The following is a 23,014-nucleotide window of genomic DNA, read 5'->3' as shown; positions in this document are numbered from 1 at the left end:
GAAGCGCCTGCGCGCTAGGCGCATCGCCATGTCTGACGCCGTTTCCCCGCTCGCAACGCCCTTCCCCGCCCTGCCCGCCATTGCAGGCGCAACCCCGCGCATCGCGCGCGCCGGGTACAAGGATTGGGGCCGCTGCGACCTCACCTATGTCGAACTTGTCGAGGGCACGGCGGTTGCGGGCGTCTTCACGCGCAACGTGTGCTGCTCGTCAGAAGTGGAACTTGGTCGGCAGAACGTCCAGCAGGGCAAGGCCCGCGCGCTGGTGGTGAACGCCGGTAACTCCAACGCCTTCACCGGCTATCGCGGCCGCGAGGCGGTCGAGCAGATCATGTCGCAAGTCGCCGCACACCTCGGCTGCGAAAAGGAGCAGGTCTTCGTCTCCTCCACCGGCGTGATCGGCGTGCCGCTGCCCAAGGACAAGGCCCGTGCGGGGATCGAAGCCGCACTCCAGGCCGAAGTCTGCTCATGGGAAGACGCCGCCCGGACCATCGGCACCACGGACACCTTCACCAAGGGCGCGGCCGCTTCGGCGATGATCGGCGATACCCGTGTGACGTTCAGTGCAATCATCAAGGGCAGCGGCATGATCGCGCCCGATATGGCAACGATGCTGGGCTATATCTTCACCGATGCCGCCGTCAGCCCGGCATTCCTGCAGGAGTGCCTTTCGGCCGCAAACCGTAGGACGTTTTCATGCATCACTGTCGACAGCGACACCTCGACCAGTGACACCGTGCTCGCCTTCGCCACCGGCAAGGCAGGAAACGCCGAACTGATCAGCTTCGACAGCCCCGGTGCCGATGCCTTCGCCGCCGCGCTTGAACAGGTATGTCGCGAGTTGTCCCACCTCGTCGTCAAGGATGGCGAAGGCGCGCAGAAATTCATCGCCGTCAGCGTTACCGGCGCGGTGTCCGACGAGAGCGCCCGCAAGGTGGGGCTTGCCATCGCCAACTCGCCGCTGGTCAAGACCGCCATCGCAGGCGAGGACGCCAATTGGGGCCGGGTTGTCATGGCCGTGGGCAAGGCTGGCGAACCAGCCGATCGCGACCGCCTCTCGATCGGGTTCGGCGGCACTTGGGCAGCGCGTGACGGTCAGCCCTTGGCCGATTACGACGAAGCGCCCGTCGCCGCGCATCTCAAGGGCAGCGAGATTTCGATAGAGGTCGATCTCGGCCTGGGCGAAGGCTCGGCCACGGTCTGGACCTGCGACCTGACGCACGGCTACATTTCGATCAATGCGGATTACCGGTCTTGAGCCGGTCCCTTGACGATGCAGTGGCCGCCCTCATGCGGGACACTGCGGAAAAGACGCTGCTGAAGCACTACCAGCGGCTGGCCATTGAAGAGGTGAGCAACAAGGCGGTCGACGATGTCGTCACCATTGCCGACACCGAAAGCGAAATCATGCTGGCCGAAGGGCTGGCAAGGATCCTGCCCGAGGCGGCGATCGTCGGTGAGGAAGCGGCCCATGCAGATCCGGCAATCTTCGAGCGCCTGTCCGACAAGCTGTGCTGGATCATCGACCCGCTCGACGGGACGAACAACTATGCGGTCGGCAAGCCGCCGTTCGGTATCCTGGTTGCCCTGGCGCAGGGCGGCGAAACTGTTGCAGGCTGGATCTACGACCCGCTCTCGGGCCGTCTGTGCACCGCGCATCGCGGCCAGGGCGCTCGGGTCAACGGCGAGAAGCTGACCGCGCAAGGCAGCGGCAATGACACGCCGATTGCCGCGATCTCGCTGGTCTTTGTCGACAAGTCCAAGCGCGCGTCGCTGATGGAGCATATCGCGCCGCACTACACGCTGGTCGATATCCCCCGTTGCGCCGCCGAGCAGTATCCCCGCATAGCTCTTGGCCAGAATGACGTGTCCCTGTTCGAGAAGACACTGGCGTGGGATCACGCCGCAGGCGTGCTGTTCCTGAACGAGGCAGGCGGCAAGGCAGCGCGGCCTGATGGTTCAGCCTACCGCGTCGATCGCCATCTGGAACCCGGCCTGATCGGCGCGGCAAGTCCCAGGCTGTTCGACGAACTGGCCGAGCGTCTTTCGCGCATGCCGGCCTGATACAAGAACCCCCGCTTTCGCGGGGGCAATTGCTTCGAAATCAAAGAACGCTTTCGAGCCATCCCTTGATCTGGCTCTTCGGCGCAGCACCCAGCTTCTGGGCGACCGGCTGACCGTCCTTGAACAGGATTAGCAGCGGGATCGACTGCACGCCGAACTGGCTGGCCGTATCGGTGTTCTCCATGATGTCGACCTTGGCGATCTCGACCTTGTCGGCCAGTTCCTCGGAAATCTCCTCAAGCGCGGGGGCGATCATCTTGCACGGCCCACACCAATCCGCCCAGAAATCGACGAGGACGGGCTTGCTGCTGCCCAGAACTTCGGAGGCAAAAGTGGCGTCGGAAACGGCCTTGGTCGACATTGCGTGAAACTCCTGTGTGGTTGAGGGCAATCTAGGCACTCGCGCGCGCGGTGCAACAGATCAGCCGGACAAGGATTCCTGAACCCCGGCAAGGCGCAGCTTTTGCGCTGCGATCACGTCATCGGGAATAACGAACAATTGCGGCGTGTGGGTATAGAGCAGCGCAGCTTCAACCGGCAGGCCGGGGTGGATTGCTTCAAGCGCGGCAACATAGGCGGCCATCTGGCGGATGTAGGCCGCAGGAATCTCCTCGAGCGAGGCCGGAGGGCGGCGCGCTGTCTTGAAATCCACGATCCGTATGCCGTTGTCGGAGATGACAAGGCGGTCCACCGTGCCGCTCACGACGCGGCCTCCGACGACCGCTGCCAGCGGCACTTCAGCCAGGGAATCCGGGCCGAAGACGTCGTTCCAGCCCGGTTGGTCGATCACCGCTGTGGCATCCGCCACCATGGCCACGTGGTCCGAATTGTCGAAATCGCTCGCCATCCGGGCAAGCCAGGCGAGACCGGCCTCCTGTCGCCGCTCGACCGGAAGTTCCGGAAGGCGCTCGATAAGGCGATGCAGCAGCGTCCCGCGTCTTGCCGCCAGCATGGCATGAGGACCGGGCGGCGCCGGCGGATCCGGGGCCTCGTCCTCTCCCAGCGATGAAGGTGCAAGCGGGCGCGGCGGGCGAGGTTCGGGGCCGACTGCAGTGCGCAACACCTCCGGGACCTCAATCCGCGCAGAACGTCCGGATCGCTCGGCCGGCTGGCCTTTCAGGCTGGCTGGACCGCCGATCTGCTTGACCGCGCCCCAAAGCGGATCGCTGCGCCAATCGCCCTCGAAAAGCGGCTCGAGTTGTGCGTACCAGCTGTCTTCGGGAAGGTCGCCCGCCCCCTTCTTGCGCCATTTGCCCTTCGCCCCTGCAATGAACAGGGCTTCCTCGGCACGGGTCATCGCCACATAGAGCAGACGCCAATGCTCCTCGCGCTCGGCGCGCTTGGCTTCTGCCTCCGCCTCGAGAACAGCGGGTGCCTTCTCCTCCTTTCGTAGCGACGGCAGGGGGACCTTGCGCACGGACCCCAGAACGTCTTCGACAAGCTCAAGACCGCGGGGTGGAGACAGGTCCGGATCATCCGCAGCATCGGCGAGGATCACGATCGGCGCCTGCAGCCCCTTCGATCCGTGCACGGTCATCACCCGCACCAGGCCATCAGCCTTGCCTGCCTCGCGCTTCAATTCTCCCTCACCTGCATCGAACCATTGCAGGAAGCCGATCAGGCTGGGCACATTGGCGCTGGAAAACGCGATCGCTGCGTTGAGCAGTTCGTCGATCGGATCGTTGGCCTCACGCCCAAGGCGTGCGACCAGTCTGCGACGGCCATCCCAAGGCCCCACCAGCAACCAATGCAGCAGCACTTGCGGCGGATCGAAATCGGCCCGGGCAAGCAGGCTGCGCAATTGCTCCATCGTTGCGAAAGTCGCAGGCCCCTCATTCTGGCGCAGCCAGTCCCACAGCCGCACGCCCTGCCTGCGATAGCCGTGTTCGAGCAGGTCTTCCTGCGACCACCCGATCAGCGGAGAAACCAGCAACGCAGCCAGGTTCAGGTCATCCAGTGGTTGCGCGGCAAAGCGCAGCGCGGTCACCAGGTCCTTCACCGCAAGCGGAGCGCCAAGCCGCAGCCGGTCCACGCCCGCCACTGGCACGCCGCGCGCGTGGAGACGTGCCACGATCAGCCCCGCCAGTTCCTTGCGCTTGCGCACCAGGACCATGACGTCGCCCGCACCGGCATGGCGCTGAGCCTTGCCCAGTGGGAAGCCGCTGTCGATCCACGCCTTCACCTGCAGCGCGATCTGGTCCGCCAGCTTGCGATCAGGGCGCGAGAGCCAGCTTTCGGCGCCCTCGTCTCCCCCTCCCTGGTCGCCCCCGCCCCCGCCACCGTCATCCTCCTCGTCCGGCGCATCATCGCCGACGATCTTCCAGAGGCCGACCGTGCCGGGGATATCCAGACCGACATGGCGCTCGGGCTTGCGATCAAGGCCCAGCCGATCCCACCCCAGATGATCGATGGCACGGTCGACGAATTCGAGGATCGGCCTTGACGTGCGAAACGATTGGCCCAGCCCGAGTTCGAGCAGCTTGCGGTCCGGGTCGGAGAGGATCTGCGCGACCTGATCGAGTTGCTCCCTGACCCGAAGGCTCGCCTGCGCGAAGTTCTCGGGACTCGTCCCCTGAAAACCGAAGATGGCCTGCTTGTAATCGCCCACCACGAACAGCGTGCGCACGGCAGGGCCACGCTGGCCTTCGCCGGTGAAGAAGTCGGACACCAGCCCTTCGAGCACGATCTCCCACTGCGAGGCATTTGTGTCCTGCGCTTCATCGACAAGGATGTGGTCGAAGCGGCGATCGAGCTTGAAGCGGATCCATTCGGCGCTGGTGCGCTTGGTCAGAAGGTCGGCGGCGGTGCGGATCTGGTCATCGAAATCGATGAAGCCCTCGCGCGCCTTGGCATCGCTCCAGGCCAGGGAAAAACGGCGACCGATGGTAAGCGCTGTCTCGAGCAGGTCGGCAAGATCAAGTTGTGCCTTGCGGGCCTTTACTGCCTCGACGCAGGCAATGACCCGCGCGGCATAGTCGGCATATCCGGGCTGCTTCTTTTCGATGTTCGTGGTCGACTTGGCTTCATCTTTGGCCGTGAGAAACTGGCTCTTCAGCGCGGCAAAGGTGTTCAGGCGCCCTTCCGGGCCCGCGGCGAGCCAGTCGCCAAGGGTGTTCGCGGTTTCGATACCACTCTTGGTGCCCCAGGCGCTGTTCATCTCCATGCAGCGCCGGACGGACTCGCAATCGAACCGATCATCGGCGCACATGGCGGCAAGGCTCTCCGGCCCGTCATCCTCGCCCAGCCCGATCACGCGGTTGATCCGCGGGCGCAGTGGCGGTTGCCATGCGCCCGGCCCTGTCCACAGATCCAGTGCACCGGCGCAACGCAGCAGAAAGGCTTCCACCTGATCCTCGCTCATCCGGCGCGAGAGCGAGGCAAGACCGTCGATCAATGCCTCGTCGCCCTCGATTTCGGCCGAAACCAGCAATTCGGCCAGCACTTGCCGAACCAGCAGTGCCCTGTCGCGGTCCTCCATGGCTCGGCTGCCCGGTCGCAATCCCGCCTCCACGGGAAAAGATGCAAGCAGCCACTGGCAGAAGGCGTGAATGGTCTCGATCCTGAGACCGCCGCCGGGGCAATCGAGCACGGCGGCAAAGCGGCTGCGCGCGCGGGCCACGGTTTCGGGTCCGAACGGCGCGCCAATCGCCTTCAACTGCGCGGCGAGCTCGATCTCGGGAAGACGCACCCAGCTGGCGAGAACCTCGTTGACGCGCGTCGCCATTTCGGCGGCACCCGCCTTGGTGAAAGTCAGGCAAAGGATCTGCTCGGGTTCGACACCCTCCTGCAGAAGCAGGCGCAGAACGCGCGCGGAAAGGACCTGCGTCTTGCCGGTCCCTGCGGACGCAGATAGCCAGACGGTGCGCTGCGGATGGACCGCATGCGCCTGATTGTCCCTGAGGGGATAGACCTTGCTCACCGGCCGCTTTCCTCTTCGCGACCCTGCCATTCGTCGAGACGCATCAGCTGGTCAAAATCACTGTAGCCCGGAAGATCGGGATTGAGCCGCGCCGTGAACGGCTCGCTGCCGAGCAACCAACGCGCAATTGCTTCACGCAGGAAACGCTTGGTTTCGGGCAGGAAGTCTTCAAGCGACAGGCCGGTCTGCCGCGCCGTTTCCTTGACGGGAGATTTCATGTAGCCAAAGCCGCGATCCTTGTTCCGGCCAAGCGACCAGTACTCGAACTTCGTTGGCTCGCCCGAGACGTCTTCCATGCCACCGCCACGGGCGATCATGCCAATGAGGCCAAGCTGAAGGGCGTATCCTTGCGCGACCATCTTGCCCGATGGCGGCGTGCCGGTCTTGTAGTCGACTACGGCCAGCGTTCCGTCGGCCAGCCTGTCGATACGATCTGCACGGCCGTGAATGCGGATGCCGTCAACCATGATCTCGCCCTTGCGCTCGATCGCCAGAACGTCGCGGCCTTCGCCGGCAAGGCGGTCCGTTTCCTCCTCGATCCACAGCAAGGCATCGATCAGGCGCGGCTTCCACATCGCCCGCATGAAGGGGTGGGCGCTCATCTCGTCGAACATGCGTTCGGCAAGCGGCACGAGTTCGCCGGGACGGCCGCCGCCATCGTGCCATGCCTTCAGCACATCGTGAACTGCGGTGCCTTTCCAGGCAGGCGTCGGATCGGCATCGACCGGATCCAGGCTACGCAGACCAAGAATCGCCGAGGCATAGAACTGGTACGGATCGCCGCGCAGCCGATCCAGTGCCGTAACAGCAATCGGAACGCGCCGCTGCTCCGCACTGGGCATGGGGTGCGGCCGGGGGTGAGGCTGCTCCGGTTCGGGATCGGCCAACGCTTGGGCAAGGCTGACCGCGCGCGTCTCGCGCCGAAGCTGCTCGCCAAGCATTGCGTGAATTCGCAGCAGGAAGCGCGAAGGAATGACCGGACCGGTTGCATCGCGGTGCGCATGGCTGAGCACGACTTCGGGCGCTCCCAATGCAGCAGCAAGGTCGTGTGCAGAAAGACCGATGCGGAAATCGGCACCCGGGATGCCCAACGCGCGGAGGATGGCAGGTGCCAGCAGCGGGTCAGTCGCCGGGCTGCCTGGCCAGGAGCCCTCGGTCAGGCCAGCGCAGATGACAAGATCGGCGCGGCTCATCCGCGCTTCGAGCAAGCCGTAGATCGCCAGACGCGGATGCCCCCCATAGGGCGGGCGGACGGAGACTTCCTCCATGGCATCGCGCAACAGTGCCGGCAGTTCTTCGGGCGGCAAAAGGCCTGGATGCTCTGAAGCAGCTTCGCGCCAGGTCTCGATGAACTGCGCGAGACAGCGCCCATCGGCCTGTGCCCACAGCCCCTGCCCGCACAGCGCTTCTCCCACTTCGGACAGAGCTATCAGCGCCGCATCCAGCGACACGTGGCCATCGAGCGACAGCAGCGGAAACAGGAGATCCTCGACGCCCGACCACCAGTCTGCAAGACCCGGATATCGCTTTTCATGTTCCTTCGCCTTGCTCCGGATGGCAGCCAGTCCGGGGCCGGGTCGGGGGCCACGCAGGGCCAGATCCAGCTGTCGCACCCGCTCGAGCCATTTCGCCCTGCCCTCGCCTGCGCAGACCAGCGGGTGGCCAAGCAAGGCAAGCAGCGGGACGGGTGCGGCCCGCTCGGCAACGACTTCGGCCAATTGAAGGATCACCCTGCCTGCCGCCGTCTGCGGCAATGGCCGGCCGGCTGTATCGTCCACGCCAATATTCCAGCGGCCAAGATGCGCCACGACCCGCGCCGCCAGACTGCGGTCCGGCGTGATCACCGCCACGCGGCGCTCTGGCTCGTCAAGAGCTTCGCGGACCAACACGGCAATGGCCTGCGCTTCTTCATCCTGGTTGGCGCTCTCCATCATCCGAACGCCGGAAAGACGGCGCTCCCTCGCCTCGAGCGAAGCCCAAGCAGCACTGGCTTCCGGCGGCAGGAAGAGGTTTGAGATTGCGCGGCTGCGTTCCGGCGGCGCAGGCGCAAGGCCAGAGCGGTGCCACGGCTCAACCTCGCCTCGCCCGATGCCCATGCGATTCAGCAGAAGCTTCAGGTGATACTGCGGATGCGTTACGACATCCCCGCGCTGAAATACCTTGCCGTCAGGTCCGCCTGCAGACCCGAGCGCGTCCCAGACCGATACATCCATCGCAAGATCAAGATCGGGCAGAATGACGCCGCCGTCCGGAAGATCCGCAATCACCCGAAGCAAATTCGCGACCGCAGGCGAGGCCGAGGTTACGCCCGCAGCGATCACGGGATGGGCAGGCGGGGTTTCCCTCCACACCTGCGCCGCGTGGGCCAAAAGCAGATTGCGTCGTTCGGGCGCATCGATCCTGCCCAGCCGCGCCAGTTCGTCCTTCCACTTGAAGAATACGGTGGCGAACAGCTTGGTGCTTTCCCGCCAGTGCTCCGACAGTTCCGACGAGAGGCCGAGGATGCCTTCGTCGAGCATGTCCTCGGGACGCACCCCTTCAACGAGGAGCCGGTCGATGCTTTGTGCCACGCTTCTGGCCTGTCGCAGCAAGGCAGCTTCACCGGGCGCTTCGTCGCCCAGTTCGTCGCGGATCAGCGCGGAGAGTTTGAGCAGCCGGTGTACTGGGTCCACGGCATCGGGAATCCCCGCCCCGGCACCGATCGGGTCAAGCAACGGTCCCAGCGTCTCGTCGAGGTCAAGGTCGCCCACTACCGCCATGCGCGGCAGCAACAGTCCCTGCCCGCTTATCCTAACGAAAGCTTCGGTGACCGTGCGGATTGCGCGTTGGCTTGGCAGCAGCAGCGTCAGGCGCGCGAGGCCAAACCGATCCTCGCGATAACGAGGGACCAGGCCGGCGACCAAGGCGTCGGCAAAACCCCTGTGCGCCGCGATGGACCAGACACGCGGACGGGTGGAGAACTCGGCCATGTCAGTCGCGCTTCAGCGCAGCCTCGGTTGGGGCGATCATCTGGGGTTCGCCCACTTCATACCACAGTCCCTGGTGGGACAATCCGTAAAGCCGCCCCTCTTCGATGGCCCGTTGCCACAGCACCATAGTTCCGAACGGACCTTCCGGCGCGTCACGGAGCAGGCGGTGCGAAACAATCTGGATGCCGCTGTAAATGAAAGGCGCCACACGACCGGTCCGACGGCGCGATATCCGACCCAGGGCATCCATGTGGAAATCCCCCTTCCCGCGATAGTTGAACGCCCGCGCATGGGGCACGAGCAGCAGCAACGCATCCATCCTTTCGGCGTCCCAGTGATCCGAAAGGTGGGCAAAGACGTTCCGCGGCCCGTCTAGCCAGATATTGTCGGAGTTGAGGCAGAAGAACGGATCGGTGCCAAGCAAGGGCAATGCCTTGACCATGCCCCCGCCGGTTTCCAGCAACTGTGCCCGCTCATCAGAAATGGCGATGGCCGGGCTTTTGCGTTGCGCCAGATACGCTTCCATCGCGTCGGCAAGATAATGGACGTTGACCACGGCCCGGGCCAGGCCGGCTTCCTCAAGCTTGTCCAGCGCATGGTCGATCAAGGGCTTGCCCGCCACCTGCACCAGAGGCTTTGGCCGCGTGGCCGTAAGCGGGCGCATTCTTTTGCCAAGGCCCGCCGAAAGAACCATGGCCACGTCGCTCACAAGAGGCTTGCTCATACCCTAAACGTTCCGCCCATGCTGGCCCGCAGGTCTGCCGGAATATTGGCATCGAACCAGGCGGCAACCGGAGCCAGTGCCGGATGCGCGAGATCGCGTTCCAGCAGAGCCCAGACGCGAGGAATGTAGTCAAGGTAGCGCGGTTTGCCATCGCGCTTCCAAAGCCGCACGAAGATGCCGACGATCTTGGCATTCCTTTGCGCGCCAAGCCGGGCGTAATCCGCGAGGAAATCGTCGCCTTCACCTGTCTTGCGCAGGTAGTAGTCCAGCATGCTGGCTTCGAGGTCAGGCGAGACATCCCTGCGCGCATCCTGCAGCAGCGAGACCAGATCGTATGCCGAGTGGCCGTTCAGGGCATCCTGAAAGTCCAGCAGCCCTTGTCGATCCAGGCCGTTGAGCAGCATGATGTTCTCGGCGTGATAATCGCGCAGGACAGTGACCCCGGGGCGCTGACGCGGAAGAAGGTGCGACAGGACCTCTTCCCAGGCTGCGTTCCAGCCCCGCCCATCGACATAGAGGGACTGGGTAGGCACGTACCACTCGATGAACAGGCGAGCCTCGCGCTGATACTCGGCCAGCGTATATCCCGTGAAAGGCCCCGCAGGCAGCTTGCGCAGCTGCAGCAGGGCGTCGATGGCATGGCGATACACCTCTTCCTCATCCTGCGGCCAGGCATCGAGGTATTCGCGCATGCGCACGTCACCGAAATCCTCCAGCAGGACAAAGCCCTGCGCCGGATCCTCGGCGAGGACATGGGGCGCGCGCAGGCCATTTGCATCGAGCCACTTGGCAGCGCGAAGGAACGGCTCGGGATCTTCGTTGGGCGGCGGCGCGTGCATCAGCATCGCATTGCCCGCTGATCGGCGAATACGAAAGTAACGACGGAACGATGCATCGCCAGGCAGTGGCTCGACGGTAGCGCCGATCCAGCCTGCCTTGTTCAGGAAGGCGTCGACGCCCGAAGGAATAGTCAGGTCCATGGTACTCGCTCTATCCAATCGCGCCCCGGCGTTACAATGGCCCGCCTGCCGTTTTCCGTGGATTCCAGCACGATCGAAAGGCATCCGGGCTCATGCGCGAAGCCCCCGGCATTTTCCGGCCATTCAGCGAGCAGCGCCGCGCCTTCGCGATAGTCATCCAGACCGATCTCTTCCGCCTCGGACGGATCGTCCAGACGGTAGAAGTCTGCGTGGACCAGGGGCAGACGCACCGACGGCGGATCATAAAGCTCGATGATGGCAAAGCTGGGACTGGGCACTTCTCCGGCGTGTCCCAGTGCTGCAATGATTGATCGCGCCAAGGTTGTCTTTCCCGCGCCCAGGCCGCCAGAGAGGGCAATCACATCGCCCGGGCGCAGTTTCGCGGCGATCTCGCGGGCGAGAACAGCCGAACTGTCCAGGTCGGGCAACTCGAAGATCACGGCAGCACCACGATGGCGCTGGTGCCAAGGCCGGGCTCGGACACAAGCTCCAGTGTTCCGCCATGCGCTTCCACCAGTTGGCGAACCAGCGGCAGGCCGAGCCCCTGCCGGCGCTCCACCGCCTTGCCTTCGGCATCGAGCTTCAGCCCCTCAAGAGCGCGGGCAAGGACCGCAGGCTCCATGCCGCGGCCATTGTCGGACACGACCACCTGGAGCGGTCCCCCCTTGCTTCGGGAGGCAACGACAAGGATCCTGCCGCCCTCGGGTGTAGCGGCCACGGCATTGTCAACCAGTTGCCCAAAGGCCCGACGCAACCTGCGGGCATCGCCGATCACGGTTCCGGCGCTCTTGTCGCCGCGCAGATCGAGGGCAAGGCCAGCAGCCGTGATCCGCTCTCCGCGTTCGCTGACAACTTCGGTCAGCAACGGGAATATCTCCACCGGCTCCTGTTCCAGCGGCAGCGTTCCGGCCTCGCTCTGCGAAAGGTCGAGCACGTTCTCGATCTGCTCCCCAAGCCGCGCGACCGAAGTGAGGATTGCCGAAACATATTCGTCCTGCTGGGGCGTCAGATCCCCGGCGATGCCACTTTGCAGAAGCTCGGCAAAGCCTCCGATCGAAGTGAGGGGCGTGCGGAATTCGTAGCTCATGTTCGCTATGAACCGCGTCTTCACCGCGTCGGCCTCGACCAGCGCCGCATTGCGTTCGAGCAGCGCCGCCTCGGCCTTCTGGCTGTCGGTGATGTCCAGGACCGTGAGCATCCCGTTCCCGTCCGGAAGCGGCACGCCAGCGAGGGCAAAATGGCGTCCATCCGCAAGCGTCAACCGGCCGGAACGCTGCTTGCGCTCCAGCGTCGCCGCCTGGATAACCTGCGCTATCGTGCCAATCTGCGCGGGACGTTTAAGTTGCGTTGCCAGCCTGTTAAGCAGAACGTCGACCCGCGGATGGGTGGTGAGAAACTCCTCCTCAAGCCCCCAATCTGCAGCAAACCTTCGGTTCCACAGCTGCAGCTTGCCGTCAGGTGCAAAAACGGCGAGCGATTCGAACAGATTGTCGAAAGTTGCCGTTCGCGTCCGCAGCAGGGTGTCCCGCGTCGCCGAGAGCTGCAGTTGTTCGGTTCGATCCTCGAAGATCATCAACAGCCCGCCATCCGGCATGGGCTGGCCGACCACGCGCAGATGGGTCCCGCCGGAAAGGTGCCAGGATTCCTCGATTGGCACGCGGGCGAGGAACCAGGCCTGCCTTTCGCGGCGCCACTCGGGGAAATCGCGGACTTCCGGCAACCGGCCCGCATCTCGCATCCGGTCAATGACCCGGTCGAACGGCGGTGTGTCCACCACCCAGGCCTTGGGCACACCGAATATGCGCAGGAAAGGCTGGTTTGCGAAGACCAGGTTTCGCTTCTCGTCAAACTGGGCAATGCCCGCCGAGAGCGTATCGAGCATTTCGCGCTGCGCTTCGCGGAAGCGCCGGAACTGGCGGATCAGCTCCTCCATTTCCTCGATGTCGACGACGTATCCGGCGATGCCGTCCTCGCCCAACGGCAGGTCCGTCACGCGCACCGCGCGGCGCTGCCCCTTGATCGTTGCCAGCAGCGAACGCTCGATCGGCACCTTGCGAGACTGCGCCTGGCGGGCAACCTGGGATGCGGAGAGACCATCCACCGGTTCGATCAGTTCGATGCCCTGAGCGATAACCACATCGGCGCTCGCAGCACCAACGGCTTTCACATAGGCGCTGTTGACAAGACGCAGGCGCAGGTCCGGCCCGCGAAACCACATCGGCAAGGGAGCCGCCTCGATCAGGCCCGAAAGCCCGGCAAAATCCGCCCGTGCCGCAGTCGTCTCGCTTCGTAACCGGACCAGCTCTTCCTGGCTTTCCGAGAAGTCGAAAAACCAGACCAAGGCTGCACCACCCGGAGAGATCTGGGGGTCGGCCAGGTGTCCCTGGGCCGAAAGGCTGCGTTTGCCATCCTTGGGCGTGAGCGCCAGCCTGAAGGACGCGCCAGTCTTTTGCGCCTTTCGCACAGCGTCGCTCAATTGCGAAAGCTGCACCTCGTCAAAGCCTGCACCTTCTGCGTCCAGTTCGGTCAGGTAGCCGGGCATCGTCTCGAAGCCGAACCATCCGGCAAGCCGCGCAGGGCCTTCAATCCTGCCATCGGCGCGCACCAGCAATGGCAGGGCGGGCGATTCATCGACCATCCTCGCCAATCGGCGCGCCTGGCGATGCACCGCCTCGCCCTTGCGCGCGCGCGCTCGTGCAACAAGCACCAGCCAGCCTGCCCCTGCGGTCCAGGCGGCAAGCAGCAATCCGATCAACACCATGATGGTCTGGTTGAGCAGCGGCATCGTCCTCTCGCTAGGGCCTGCCCCCAAGAATTACAATCCGGCGCTCTACAATACTGATCGATCCGGTATCACTCATTTCGAGAACCGAAAGGGCGGCGTGGTTTCCCGCGCCGCCCTCTGGTGTTCTGGCTGCTATCGCACGATCAGTAGCGATAGTGGTCCGGCTTGAACGGCCCAGCTTCCGGCACGCCGATGTAATCAGCCTGCTTCTTGCTGAGCTTGGTCAGCTGCACGCCGAGCTTCTCGAGGTGCAGCGCCGCAACCTTCTCGTCGAGGTGCTTGGGCAGCACGTAGACTTCGTTCTTGTAGTTCTCGGCCTTGGTGAAAAGCTCGATCTGGGCCAGCGTCTGGTTGGTGAAGCTGGCGCTCATCACGAAGCTCGGGTGGCCGGTGGCGCAGCCCAGGTTTACCAGGCGACCCTTGGCAAGGATGATGATCTGCTTGCCATCGGGGAATTCGACGAGGTCGGTGCCCGGCTTCACTTCGGTCCAGTTGTAGTTGTCGAGCGCAGCGATCTGAATCTCGCTGTCGAAGTGGCCGATGTTGCAGACGATGGACATCGGCTTCATCGCCTTCATGTGCTCGGCGGTGATTACGTCCTCGTTGCCGGTCGCGGTCACGAAGATGTCGCAGCGCTTGACCGCTTCTTCCATGGTGACAACTTCATAGCCTTCCATCGCCGCCTGCAGTGCGCAGATCGGATCGATTTCGGTGACCATCACGCGCGCGCCGCCCTGGCGCAGCGATGCGGCCGAGCCCTTGCCGACGTCGCCGAAGCCGGCAACGCAGGCGACCTTGCCGGCCAGCATCACGTCGGTGGCGCGACGGATGGCGTCGACCAGCGATTCCTTGCAGCCATACAGGTTGTCGAACTTCGACTTGGTAACGCTGTCGTTCACGTTGATCGCCGGGAAAGGCAGCTTGCCGTCCTTGGCGATCTGATACAGGCGGTGGACGCCCGTGGTCGTCTCTTCCGAAACGCCCTTGATGTTCTTGACCGACTGCGTGAGGTAGCCGGGCTTCCTCTTGAGGAAAGCGTTGAGCGCGCGGACGAACTCGATTTCCTCGGCGTTCGAAGGCTCGAACAGCTTCTCGCCAGCTTCCACGCGCGCGCCCCACAGGGCGAACATGGTGGCATCACCGCCGTCGTCGAGGATCATGTTGGCAGTCTGGTCGTCACCCCAGTCGAAGATCGAACCGACATAGTCCCAGTATTCCGCAAGGGTTTCACCCTTGATCGCGAAGACCGGGATGCCGGCAGCGGCGATGGCAGCCGCAGCATGGTCCTGCGTGGAGAAGATATTGCAGGTGGCCCAACGCACTTCGGCGCCCAGCGCGACCAGCGTCTCGATCAGCACGGCAGTCTGGATCGTCATGTGCAGCGATCCGGTGATGCGCGCGCCCTTGAGCGGCTGCGATGCGCCGAATTCCTCGCGCAGGGCCATCAGGCCGGGCATTTCGGTTTCGGCGATCTTGATTTCGGCGCGACCGAAGTCGGCAAGGCCGATATCGGCGATCACGTAGTCGTTCTTGGCGTCAAGCACGCTGGCCACGAAGCTTTCTCCTGAAAAATCATCTGCGCGGCAGACCAAGGTACCGGCGCGCTCCTGCAGGGCCCATAGCGTGCCCGCCCCCACTCTGCAAACTTAATATAAAGATGTCTTTATATCGCTATTCGGGATTACCGCACTGCCGGACTGTTGCAGACCACCGCAGCGCGCCTATATCCAACCCGCCATACTCGTCCGGGCCCCCTCGCCCGGCGCAACGAAAGGAAGATGGGGATGACAATCGCTGTTGGAGACAAGCTGCCCGACGTCAAGATCGTCAAGGCGACTGCCGAAGGTCCGGAAGCCGTGCAGTCAGCCGATTACTTCAAGGGCAAGCGCGTTGCGCTGTTCTCCGTCCCCGGTGCCTTCACCCCGACCTGCTCGGCCAAGCACCTCCCCGGCTACGTGGAAAAGGCCGCCGATCTCAAGGCGAAGGGCATCGACGAGATCGCCTGCACCGCCGTCAACGATCCCTTCGTGATGAAGGCCTGGGGCGCCGCTTCGGGATCGAGCGACGTGACCATGCTGGCAGACGGCAACGGTGACCTCGCCGAAGCGCTCGGCCTTACCATGGACGGTTCGGGCTTCGGCCTCGGCAAGCGCGGCCAGCGTTTCTCGATGGTCGTCAACGATGGCGTCGTCGAGCAGCTGTTCGTCGAAGCTCCGGGCGACTTCAAGGTCAGCTCCGCCGAGCACATGATCGAGAACATCTGATCTATCAAAAGGCCCCCGGAAGCGGGGGCCTTTTTCCTTGAGCACTCAGAACGAAAGCCGGACCCTCCCCAGCACCCGGTCACCGGCGTGCTTGAGATCGGCATAGGGCGAAACCGAGACACCCGAAGTGTCGATATCGGTGCCAGCGTAGTCGAGCCCGATCGTGAACGGAAACTGGTTGTATTCCACGCCCAGCCTCCAGTCTGCATAGTCCCCGGCCGGACGCAGCCTTGCCGAGCGAAGATCCTTCGTGTCCCCCGTGGTGTATCCCACTGATGCGGCAAGACTGATCGGCAGCGCCGGCACGCCGAAGTTCGCTGACCCTCTCAGATAGAGATTGTCCCCGCCGATCGCGTCCTGTTTCGGCGCATAGAACGCATCGGCCCGCACTTGCAGCGGTCCGATCGAATAACGCGCACCAAGGCCCACTTCCCCGTAGTCGGCACCGATATCCGCGCCGCCGAAGAAATGCCCGATAGCTTCCGTCCGCAGGGTGATCGCCCCGGCTTCCCAATCCTTGCCGATAGCCACGTCGCCGACGACATCGGCATTAGCATGGCGGTCAGACTTGCGCAGCGCCGCCATGCGCACCGAGGCATCGAGCCCGGCAAAGCCGACGCTGGCATCAGCCGAGGCGGAGATTTCCCCATCACTCCAGCTGAGCCCGCGCCGGACTTCGTCCGTGGTTGCCTCCACGCCCACTTCCACCGACTGGGCCAGCGCTTGCGGCGCTTGCACCGAGGCGATCACGCCAAGAACTGCCAGACCATTCAGAGTGTGGATGCGGGTCATGTACTCATTTCTCCTCAGCCCTCGCGCTGCCTTGCGTGGGCTCCTTCTGCTTCAACGAGGATCACTTCGCGATCCTGCGCAACCATGGCCATCATCGCACTGCGCAAGTCATCTCGGCGCGCCTCGATCACGCGGTCGATGCCATTGCCGCGCTCCGAGCACCAGCCCGGCGACGATCCCGTAAGCACGTCATCGCGCAGCATCGAACGACTTGCCTGCATCTTTGCGCCAACCCGTGCCTGCCGCTCGACCGAAAGCGATACGGACCACTGGCAGCGCAAGGAGGAAGCCCGCCCGGCACCGCCTGCCGAACCGACCTGCTTCATTTCGACCCTTGTCTTTCCGCTGTAATCGGCTGTGATCGGGCCGGCAGCATGCTCGATGACGGTCGAGTGCTCCATGCCCATCGCCGGAGCGCTGAAGCCCAGCGCAACGGCAAGACCTGCAAAGCCAAGCGTCTTCATGTTGTGTCTCCTGCAAACGTCCCGGCTTTTTTCCGGTGACACAAGCAAGATAGAACCGCGATTGTGTGCAACCAACCGACCGACTTGTAATGTTTCTTTGCTAGGTTGCCTCAATAGCCCATCAGGCTGAGCACTTCCTTGCGGCTTCGCGTATCGTCAAGGAACGTGCCCATCATCCGGCTCGTCACCATTCCAACACCAGGCGTGCGCACGCCGCGCGCGGTCATGCAGGCGTGGCTCGCCTCGATGACCACCGCCACACCATGCGGCTTGAGGTTGTCCCAGATGCACTGCGCGACTTCGGCGGTCAGGCGCTCCTGAATCTGCAGGCGACGCGCAAACCCATGAAGGACCCGCGCCAGCTTGGAAATGCCGACGACCTTGTGCCGCGGGAGATACGCGATCGCCGCCTTGCCGATGATCGGCGCCATGTGATGCTCGCAATGGCTCTGGAACGGAATGTCCTTCAGCAGCACGATCTCGTCGTAGCCACCTACTTCCTCGAACTGGCGCGACAGATGGCTGGCAGGATCCTCGCCATAGCCCAGACAATATTCCTTCCAGGCACGGGCGACGCGCTTGGGCGTATCAAGCAGTCCCTCGCGCGCCGGATCGTCACCCGACCACCGGATCAGCGTGCGGATGGCGTCCTGGACATCTTCGGGAACAGGTGACTTGCCCTGGGCCAGATCGTCATCTTCATCAGGCCCCACCAGACTGCTCATCACGTTCCTCCGCTACCTTGCAGGCCGTCGCAGGAAGCGACTCCTGAACAGACCCCGGCGGTAGAAGGACAGCATTTCCTCCGGACGCTCTGGGTCGAGTACCTCGTTGTCGGCCAGCGCCTTCTCCGCATCGGTAAGGTCGTGCGGCACGAACCGCCCCAGTCTCTTGCCCTCCTGCGGAGCAGCAGCGATGGCCGCAGCCATCGAACCGTGCTGGTCCAGAAGTTCCGCTACCCGCTCTGGCCCGATACCGCAATGCTCGGCCAGAAGGGAAACGCGCAACCGGCGGATTGCCTCGCCACAGTGACCATTGGCAGGCCTTGCACAGTCGATGAACACATCGCACTCGCTATCAAGACCCATCGACCGGTTGTTCAGGTTTGCAGATCCGATCCTCAGGATCTCGTCATCGACGATAGTCAGCTTGGAATGCACGTAGATCGGCGTGCCCTTCGCGGTGAAGGGATGCCAGACCGAGAAGCGACCTGCGTGATCGACCTGCTCGATCGCCCGCACCAGCCGGATGCGTGCCCCGTCCATCGCCGTCTGCTCCAGCCAGCCATCCGAACTCTGCGGGTTGATGAGCACGATCTCGGGGGGATCCGGCTCCTCCATCCGCCTGACGATGGCTTCTGCAATCTTGCGCGATGCAAAATACTGGTTCTCGAAGTAGATGAACTTCTTCGCCCGCGCGATATGCTCGAGAAACAGCGCTTCCACCTCGCGCACCTCGCGTGCTTCGGCAAAGTGTGATCGCGTCCGCGCGATGCCGATCTCGACATTGCGGAATTCAGCCTCCACCGTGGTTGGCCAGGGAGAGGCCCGTTGCGGCTCGCAAGGCTCGAACGGCTTACCCCCGGCCTGTTCCCACCGCTTTCTGCCGAAGGCTCCGAGGACAGCGGCAGCCTCGCCTTCCATCAGCATGGTGCAGTCGTGCCACGGGCCATAGAGCTTGCCTCCGGGCCGTCTGCGCCGCTTGTCGTCGTCGATGTGCTGTCGCGTGTCCCAGCGATCGCCCGCCATGTCGATCCCGCCGCACACGGCAAAGCGATCGTCGATCACCGCAATCTTCTGATGGTGGCTGCACCCCAGCGGATGCGCGCTGTCGAGCTTGAACACGATGCGCGGGTGCCTCCACCAGCGCAACAGATCAAGCATCATCGAGCCACGAAAGACGGCCTTCAAGGCGCCGAAGTTCCACTTGAGAACCCTGACATCGAGTTGCTTGCGACGGTTGGCCAGCCAGACGACAAAGGGGCCAAGCCGCGCCGGCGAAACGCGCCTTCGCGGCAGGTTCCACCATCGCCGGCCGCCGCCGATGATGATCCTCGTATCGAAATCCCATCCAATCAGGAAAATCCGTTGCTGCGCGCGCATCATCGCCTCGCGCATGAGCGCGAAGTAATCTGCAGCATCGATCACCGCATGCGCCCTGTCGGCCATCGCATAGCGCCAGACTGATTCGGATTCCGACTGCATCCGGGCAAGGCCGCCGGCCTGTTGCTCGGTCACGCCTTCGTGTTCAGCCACAAAAACTTACTTCGATTATGTTACCAGCACACACCACCGACATTCCCCTGCATACCGATAGATTGCTATCTTTTTGTCACTAGTAAGGAAAAGTCCGTTTCAGCTTTACCGCAGCGAACTCAACCGCAATGCAGAAGCCATGGCAAGCGGCTCAACCCTGATATCGTCCCTACGCACCGGGCTGCTTGCAGTTCCACAAGTGCGTTCGACGATCGATCGGATCAGGGACCTGGCAGACCCCGATCGCCGCGCCATCGCGCGCATGAAGCGCACCCATTCCAGCGCCATCCTGCAACCTTGGCCGACGACCTGCGAGGATCGCTACCCCGAGATCTTCACGGCGCTCGACGCGCATCTGTGGACCCTCGCCAACCCGCGCATCCTCTCCTTCGGGTGCAGTGATGGCAGCGAAGTCCGCAGCCTGCGGCGGTGGTTCCCCAACGCCCGCATTGTCGGTCTGGACCCCAACCCGGCAATGATCCGGACCGCGCGGGCGCACCTCGCGCTGCACCCTGACCCCGATATTTCCTACATCGAGGCCGCCGACGTCGGGGTGCTTGAAGGCCAGACGTTCGATGCCATTCTGGCCATGGCAGTGTTTCGACACGGCGCCCTGGAAAGCCAGGCGCCGCAGTCCTGTTCGGCCTGGCTGCCCTTCTCCCGCTTTGCGCAGACGGTTGCCGCGCTGGATCGCCATCTTGCCCCGGGCGGTTGGCTCACGATCTGGAATGCGCACTTCCGCTTCAGCGATACTCCCGTCGCTGCGCGCTATCATGCGCGCTCCCTTCGCTTCACGCGCGCCGATCCGATGACTCTGCTCTACGGACCCGACGATGCGCGCATGGACGGGAGTTACAGTGACGCCATGTTCCAGAAGCGGCGGTAAGCCTCCGCTGCATTGGCGGAGACCCGCTCAATCCTTGAGCTGCATCACCACGTCGTCAGGATGCGTCACGTTGAGATTGCTATGCAGCAATTCGCCGACAAGATCGGGGTCGGCATGGCGAGGATCGAGCAGATCGACACGGTTCTTTATCCGGTCCCGTTCGGCCGTCAGCGACGCGATTTCCTTCTGCCGCTGTTCGAGCACCCGCGCGTTCTCGCCCCAGGCCAGCAGACCGCTTGGCCCGGCAACGCCGACCGCCGCAAGCACAAGCAGGACGACAAGCGCCATCGACTGCGCAAGGCTGTCTTTCGGGAGAAGTGGGCGACGGGATTTCATGTCACGATTGAATCACAAATCCCGCGCCGTTTCAAGGACCTTCACCTTCACCCGCATCACAATAGGTAAAACGGCACAGACAAAAATGTAATCTGCACACCACCACCACACTACAAACACAATCGTCGCCCCGGGCTTGACCCGGGGCCCCGCTTTTCTTCTGCGCTTCCTGTGAACCAAGGAAGCGAGATCCCGGGTCAAGCACGGGATGACAAGGAAAGGGGCGCGGACAAGCTTGACAAAACGAACCATATAGGTTACATGCTCCGCCCACAGGTCAGGAGAGGGCACAAGGCCAACCCGCTCCTCTCCTTCGGAAGCCGACGCTGTTGCCGAAGCTTCCGGCGCGATCGGTGCGGCAGGTGCGCAGCGGGTTCAACGAGGGGCGAGCCCCAAGACCCACCGGGCAAACCCTGCCGTTACCCAAGGACAGACAGGACAACCCAGGGCTGATAGCACGGCGCCGAACCCTGAGCGACGCTGCGGATGCGGAACCCGCCATGATTGTGCGACTGTGTCAGCACAAACGACAGGTTCTTTTCACGCAGCCGCTTGCCAGAAGCCAAGGCAGTACGCGAGCCGCTGCCAAGGCTTCGTCCTTTCGCATGTGTCCGACCATCAGGCTGAGCCGACAAGGGGCCCGGAACCGCCCCCGGCCACTCGCAACCGGTCCCGCGCCCCATCCCTTGCGTGCCACAACGGCACCGCACCGGTCGCGCGATCTGTGAACTCCCACAGGCGTTATGGTCCGCATTCGCCAGCGGATGATCTCTCGCGCCACCTCGCGGCGTCCCCGCGAAGGCGGGACCTCAGCGTCCCCGACCACGGCAATGACATCAATGCTCTAGGAAAATGGTGCGCCCGACGGGATTCGAACCCATGGCCCCCAGATTAGGAATCTGGTGCTCTATCCTGCTGAGCTACGGGCGCCCGCGCACTCCTTTAGGCAGGGGCGCGGGCGCTGGCAACGCTCTTTCAGTTGGCTTCTTCCGGCGGAACGACGGGAATAAGCAAGGGAGCAACCGCAATGCCCTCATCAAGCAATTCACGCGCCTCATCGGGCGTCGCACGGCCGTGGATGGCGCCGGGGTCCTTCTCGCCGTAGTGCATTGCGCGGGCATCGTCGGCGAATTTGTCCCCTACCCAGGTCGATGACTTGATCGCCTCCGCCTGCATCGCAGCGACGGCCTGCAGCATGGCCACGGCCTCGGGCGGCAGCGGGACATTGGCGACGGGCGCGGATTCCGCAGGCTTTGCCGGCACCGGTGCCGCAAGCTGGTTGCCTTTGCGGCCAACATTGGGCGCCATGACCGCCTTGGCGACATCGGGCGATCCACACGAGGGACAGGAGACCAGCCCCCGAGCAAGTTGACTTTCATAGTCCTGCGAGGAGCCGAACCAGCCCTCGAAGCGATGCCCGTTCGGCCCGCATTGCAGATCAAAGACAATCATGCCGCCGATCTAGGGATTTCGCGCTTGTTGGCAAGACTGGGAAGCTGTGCGCGAACCTCGCCCGTTCGGGCAGGGTCGACATATGCAAAGCCAAGCGAGCTGCCTTCACCGCCATCGTAGACAACCTCGCCCCAGGGATCGACCACGAGCGAATGACCGAAGGTTTCGCGGCCGTCTTCGTGAACGCCGCCCTGTGCAGCGGAAATGACCCAGGCGCTGGCTTCCACGGCGCGAGCGCGCTGCATCAGGTGCCAATGCGCCTTGCCGGTCGGCACGGTGAATGCCGCCGGGATGCGGATCGCGTCGCAGCGGCGACGGCCCAGTTCCTCGAACAGGGCCGGGAAGCGGATGTCGTAGCAGATGGCCATGCCGAGGCGGCCCAGCGGCGTCTCGACAGTCACCACTGCATCGCCGGGCGTGTAGGCTGCGGATTCGCGCCAGGTCTCGCCCGTTGCCAGATCGACATCGAACATGTGGATCTTGTCGTAGCGCGCGGCGATTTCCCCGTCGGAATCGATGATGAAGCCGCGATTGGCCCCCTTGCCGTCATCGCGAAGCACGGCCAGCGAACCAAGATCGATCCATAGCCCAAGATCCCGTGCCGCCGATCGCGCGGCGGCAAGGACCGGATTGTCAGCTTCGGTCACGATATGCGGGGTTGCCCTTGCCCGGTCGCGATCGAGAAGCCCGCACATTTCGGGGGTGAAGAGCATCGCCGCCCCCTCGTCCGCCGCCTTCCGCGCTGCGCCGACGATCGCATCTGCATTGGCCAGCGGATCGATCCCGCTGGTCATCTGGAACAGCGCAACCTTTAAGGGATCCGTCACTTTCCGAGCATCATGTCCAGCTTGCCCTGCGCATTGAGCGCGGCAAGATCATCGGATCCGCCAACATGAATGCCGTCAATGAAGATCGACGGGACGGTGGTATGGCCGGGAGCGCGTTCCAGCATTTCCGCCTTCTTGGGTCCGCCCATCGTCACATCGAATTCTTCGTAGGACACGCCCTTGCTGTCCAGCAACTGCTTGGCACGCGCGCAGTAGGGGCAACCCCACTTCGTATAGACTTCGACCTTGGGCGTATCGGACATCGGTACCTCTATCTGGGTCTTGAAATGCGGTTTTCGC

The 23,014-nt window shown here is 63.6% G+C and carries 20 protein-coding genes and 1 tRNA gene; 4 read left to right on the top strand and 17 right to left on the bottom strand.

Features of this window, described 5'->3' with window-relative positions; genetic code table 11:
* Positions 1-28 precede the first annotated feature (28 nt).
* Together argJ and AC3WLM_RS16585 are read left to right on the top strand one after the other, a co-directional pair.
* On the top strand, positions 29-1,255 hold the full coding sequence (argJ, locus tag AC3WLM_RS16590; RefSeq protein WP_039332246.1) for a bifunctional glutamate N-acetyltransferase/amino-acid acetyltransferase ArgJ: 1,227 nt from the start codon (positions 29-31) through the stop codon (positions 1,253-1,255).
* A 32-nt stretch (positions 1,256-1,287) separates the two neighbouring features.
* Positions 1,288-2,061, top strand: coding sequence for an inositol monophosphatase family protein (locus tag AC3WLM_RS16585; RefSeq protein ID WP_492478030.1), 774 nt, complete (start codon positions 1,288-1,290; stop codon positions 2,059-2,061).
* A gap of 40 nt (positions 2,062-2,101) precedes the next feature.
* Here AC3WLM_RS16585 and trxA read toward each other — a convergent pair whose 3' ends face one another.
* The 8 genes from trxA to ahcY all read right to left on the bottom strand — a co-directional run bounded on the left by trxA (position 2,102) and on the right by ahcY (position 14,991).
* A complete protein-coding gene (trxA, locus tag AC3WLM_RS16580; RefSeq protein WP_039332242.1) occupies positions 2,102-2,422 on the bottom strand; it encodes a thioredoxin in 321 nt (106 codons plus the stop codon).
* A gap of 60 nt (positions 2,423-2,482) precedes the next feature.
* Entirely contained in the window at positions 2,483-6,010 is a 3,528-nt protein-coding gene (gene addA / locus AC3WLM_RS16575; RefSeq protein WP_492478029.1) for a double-strand break repair helicase AddA, read from the bottom strand.
* Positions 5,977-8,949, bottom strand: coding sequence for a PD-(D/E)XK nuclease family protein (locus tag AC3WLM_RS16570; protein ID WP_492478028.1), 2,973 nt, complete (start codon positions 8,947-8,949; stop codon positions 5,977-5,979). The genes addA and AC3WLM_RS16570 overlap by 34 nt, the downstream gene beginning before the upstream one ends.
* 1 nt (position 8,950) lies before the next feature.
* On the bottom strand, positions 8,951-9,673 hold the full coding sequence (locus tag AC3WLM_RS16565) for a nucleotidyltransferase family protein (RefSeq protein ID WP_492478027.1): 723 nt from the start codon (positions 9,671-9,673) through the stop codon (positions 8,951-8,953).
* Positions 9,670-10,653 (bottom strand): aminoglycoside phosphotransferase family protein, encoded by a 984-nt coding sequence (locus AC3WLM_RS16560; protein ID WP_492478026.1) that lies wholly within the window; start codon positions 10,651-10,653, stop codon positions 9,670-9,672. The genes AC3WLM_RS16565 and AC3WLM_RS16560 overlap by 4 nt, the downstream gene beginning before the upstream one ends.
* Positions 10,644-11,093 carry a tRNA (adenosine(37)-N6)-threonylcarbamoyltransferase complex ATPase subunit type 1 TsaE gene (gene tsaE, locus AC3WLM_RS16555; protein ID WP_039332235.1) on the bottom strand — a complete coding sequence of 150 codons (450 nt, stop codon included), beginning with the start codon at positions 11,091-11,093 and terminating at the stop codon, positions 10,644-10,646. Before tsaE ends, AC3WLM_RS16560 begins: the two co-directional genes overlap by 10 nt.
* Positions 11,090-13,438 carry a sensor histidine kinase gene (locus AC3WLM_RS16550; protein WP_492478025.1) on the bottom strand — a complete coding sequence of 783 codons (2,349 nt, stop codon included), beginning with the start codon at positions 13,436-13,438 and terminating at the stop codon, positions 11,090-11,092. The genes tsaE and AC3WLM_RS16550 overlap by 4 nt, the downstream gene beginning before the upstream one ends.
* A gap of 143 nt (positions 13,439-13,581) precedes the next feature.
* Entirely contained in the window at positions 13,582-14,991 is a 1,410-nt protein-coding gene (gene ahcY / locus AC3WLM_RS16545; protein ID WP_039332440.1) for an adenosylhomocysteinase, read from the bottom strand.
* A 231-nt stretch (positions 14,992-15,222) separates the two neighbouring features.
* Here ahcY and AC3WLM_RS16540 point away from each other — a divergent pair, with 231 nt between their 5' ends.
* On the top strand, positions 15,223-15,702 hold the full coding sequence (locus AC3WLM_RS16540) for a peroxiredoxin (protein WP_039332231.1): 480 nt from the start codon (positions 15,223-15,225) through the stop codon (positions 15,700-15,702).
* 45 nt (positions 15,703-15,747) lie between these two features.
* Here AC3WLM_RS16540 and AC3WLM_RS16535 read toward each other — a convergent pair whose 3' ends face one another.
* The 4 genes from AC3WLM_RS16535 to AC3WLM_RS16520 all read right to left on the bottom strand — a co-directional run bounded on the left by AC3WLM_RS16535 (position 15,748) and on the right by AC3WLM_RS16520 (position 19,213).
* Positions 15,748-16,494 (bottom strand): TorF family putative porin, encoded by a 747-nt coding sequence (locus tag AC3WLM_RS16535; protein ID WP_492478024.1) that lies wholly within the window; start codon positions 16,492-16,494, stop codon positions 15,748-15,750.
* Positions 16,495-16,508: 14 nt separating this feature from the next.
* Positions 16,509-16,958: a hypothetical protein gene (locus AC3WLM_RS16530; RefSeq protein ID WP_492478023.1), complete on the bottom strand. Its 450-nt coding sequence runs from the start codon at positions 16,956-16,958 to the stop codon at positions 16,509-16,511.
* A 110-nt stretch (positions 16,959-17,068) separates the two neighbouring features.
* Complete coding sequence (folE, locus tag AC3WLM_RS16525) at positions 17,069-17,683, bottom strand: GTP cyclohydrolase I FolE (protein WP_492478022.1); 615 nt, start codon at positions 17,681-17,683, stop codon at positions 17,069-17,071.
* 12 nt (positions 17,684-17,695) lie between these two features.
* Positions 17,696-19,213, bottom strand: a complete 1,518-nt coding sequence (locus AC3WLM_RS16520) for a phospholipase D-like domain-containing protein (RefSeq protein WP_230487615.1) — start codon at positions 19,211-19,213, stop codon at positions 17,696-17,698.
* A gap of 139 nt (positions 19,214-19,352) precedes the next feature.
* On the opposite strand from AC3WLM_RS16520, the gene AC3WLM_RS16515 reads away from it, so the two are divergent.
* Positions 19,353-20,099, top strand: coding sequence for a class I SAM-dependent methyltransferase (locus AC3WLM_RS16515; protein ID WP_062780395.1), 747 nt, complete (start codon positions 19,353-19,355; stop codon positions 20,097-20,099).
* A gap of 27 nt (positions 20,100-20,126) precedes the next feature.
* On the opposite strand, the gene AC3WLM_RS16510 is transcribed toward AC3WLM_RS16515, so the two are convergent.
* From AC3WLM_RS16510 to grxC, 5 genes are all read right to left on the bottom strand, one after another.
* Positions 20,127-20,435, bottom strand: coding sequence for an FtsB family cell division protein (locus tag AC3WLM_RS16510; RefSeq protein ID WP_193826622.1), 309 nt, complete (start codon positions 20,433-20,435; stop codon positions 20,127-20,129).
* Positions 20,436-21,288: 853 nt separating this feature from the next.
* Positions 21,289-21,365: transfer RNA gene (locus tag AC3WLM_RS16505), tRNA-Arg, on the bottom strand.
* A gap of 45 nt (positions 21,366-21,410) precedes the next feature.
* Positions 21,411-21,887, bottom strand: a complete 477-nt coding sequence (locus AC3WLM_RS16500; protein ID WP_062344759.1) for a DUF1178 family protein — start codon at positions 21,885-21,887, stop codon at positions 21,411-21,413.
* A complete protein-coding gene (locus AC3WLM_RS16495) occupies positions 21,884-22,714 on the bottom strand; it encodes a carbon-nitrogen hydrolase family protein (protein WP_492478021.1) in 831 nt (276 codons plus the stop codon). The genes AC3WLM_RS16500 and AC3WLM_RS16495 overlap by 4 nt, the downstream gene beginning before the upstream one ends.
* Positions 22,711-22,977: a glutaredoxin 3 gene (grxC, locus tag AC3WLM_RS16490; protein WP_039332218.1), complete on the bottom strand. Its 267-nt coding sequence runs from the start codon at positions 22,975-22,977 to the stop codon at positions 22,711-22,713. Before grxC ends, AC3WLM_RS16495 begins: the two co-directional genes overlap by 4 nt.
* Positions 22,978-23,014: the final 37 nt, after the last annotated feature.

Source organism: Novosphingobium sp. FW305-C-30-35 (genome assembly GCF_058783135.1).
The sequence above is the reverse complement of the archived record's forward strand: the minus strand, read 5'-3'. Positions and strand labels throughout refer to the sequence as shown.

Excerpts from the sequence above, each read along its gene's own strand:
- argJ (WP_039332246.1), top strand. The coding sequence starts at position 29 with ATGTCTGACGCCGTTTCCCCGCTCGCAACGCCCTTCCCCGCCCTGCCC.
- AC3WLM_RS16585 (WP_492478030.1), top strand. The coding sequence starts at position 1,288 with ATGCGGGACACTGCGGAAAAGACGCTGCTGAAGCACTACCAGCGGCTG.
- trxA (WP_039332242.1), bottom strand. The coding sequence starts at position 2,422 with ATGTCGACCAAGGCCGTTTCCGACGCCACTTTTGCCTCCGAAGTTCTG.
- addA (WP_492478029.1), bottom strand. The coding sequence starts at position 6,010 with ATGGCAGGGTCGCGAAGAGGAAAGCGGCCGGTGAGCAAGGTCTATCCC.
- AC3WLM_RS16570 (WP_492478028.1), bottom strand. The coding sequence starts at position 8,949 with ATGGCCGAGTTCTCCACCCGTCCGCGTGTCTGGTCCATCGCGGCGCAC.
- AC3WLM_RS16565 (WP_492478027.1), bottom strand. The coding sequence starts at position 9,673 with ATGAGCAAGCCTCTTGTGAGCGACGTGGCCATGGTTCTTTCGGCGGGC.
- AC3WLM_RS16560 (WP_492478026.1), bottom strand. The coding sequence starts at position 10,653 with ATGGACCTGACTATTCCTTCGGGCGTCGACGCCTTCCTGAACAAGGCA.
- AC3WLM_RS16550 (WP_492478025.1), bottom strand. The coding sequence starts at position 13,438 with ATGCCGCTGCTCAACCAGACCATCATGGTGTTGATCGGATTGCTGCTT.
- AC3WLM_RS16540 (WP_039332231.1), top strand. The coding sequence starts at position 15,223 with ATGACAATCGCTGTTGGAGACAAGCTGCCCGACGTCAAGATCGTCAAG.
- AC3WLM_RS16535 (WP_492478024.1), bottom strand. The coding sequence starts at position 16,494 with ATGACCCGCATCCACACTCTGAATGGTCTGGCAGTTCTTGGCGTGATC.
- AC3WLM_RS16530 (WP_492478023.1), bottom strand. The coding sequence starts at position 16,958 with ATGAAGACGCTTGGCTTTGCAGGTCTTGCCGTTGCGCTGGGCTTCAGC.
- folE (WP_492478022.1), bottom strand. The coding sequence starts at position 17,683 with ATGAGCAGTCTGGTGGGGCCTGATGAAGATGACGATCTGGCCCAGGGC.
- AC3WLM_RS16515 (WP_062780395.1), top strand. The coding sequence starts at position 19,353 with ATGGCAAGCGGCTCAACCCTGATATCGTCCCTACGCACCGGGCTGCTT.
- AC3WLM_RS16510 (WP_193826622.1), bottom strand. The coding sequence starts at position 20,435 with ATGAAATCCCGTCGCCCACTTCTCCCGAAAGACAGCCTTGCGCAGTCG.
- AC3WLM_RS16500 (WP_062344759.1), bottom strand. The coding sequence starts at position 21,887 with ATGATTGTCTTTGATCTGCAATGCGGGCCGAACGGGCATCGCTTCGAG.
- grxC (WP_039332218.1), bottom strand. The coding sequence starts at position 22,977 with ATGTCCGATACGCCCAAGGTCGAAGTCTATACGAAGTGGGGTTGCCCC.